The sequence below is a fragment of the Mesorhizobium sp. M4A.F.Ca.ET.020.02.1.1 genome (assembly GCF_004022645.1).
Taxonomy (GTDB): Bacteria; Pseudomonadota; Alphaproteobacteria; order Rhizobiales; family Rhizobiaceae; genus Mesorhizobium.
In genome coordinates this window covers 1-434 of record NZ_RZOI01001408.1, presented here as the reverse complement: position 1 = coordinate 434, position 434 = coordinate 1, and the positions used below count along the sequence as shown (strand labels likewise).

Annotated in this window: 1 protein-coding gene; it reads left to right on the top strand. The window is 68.2% G+C overall.

Annotated features, from left to right (window positions below):
* Positions 1 to 434: transketolase C-terminal domain-containing protein (locus tag EN742_RS37420; protein WP_281035081.1), on the top strand; the 434-nt coding region annotated here is incomplete at both ends.

The window sequence follows — 434 nt, the reverse complement described above, 5'->3', positions numbered from 1 at the left end:
GCGCCATATGGTGCGCACCGCCGCTCATTACGATGAAGGCCCCATCGCCCTCCGCTATCCGCGCGGCAACGGCGTCGGCGTCGACATGCCGGAACGCGGCTCGGTGCTCGACATCGGCAAGGGCCGCGTCCTCAAGGAAGGTACCAAGGTGGCGCTGCTCTCCTTCGGCACCCGCCTGCAGGATTGCCTGACGGCGGCCGAGGAACTCGGCGCGGCGGGCCTTTCGACCAGCGTCGTCGACGCCCGCTTCGCCAAGCCCCTGGATGAGGATCTGATCCGCCGGCTCGCCCGTTCGCATGAGGTGCTGGTGACGGTCGAGGAGGGCTCGGTCGGCGGTTTTGCCAGCCAGGTGCTGCATTTCCTCGCCCACGAAGGACTGCTTGAAAGCGGCCTCAAGGTGCGGCCGCTGGTGCTGCCGGACGCTTTCACCGACC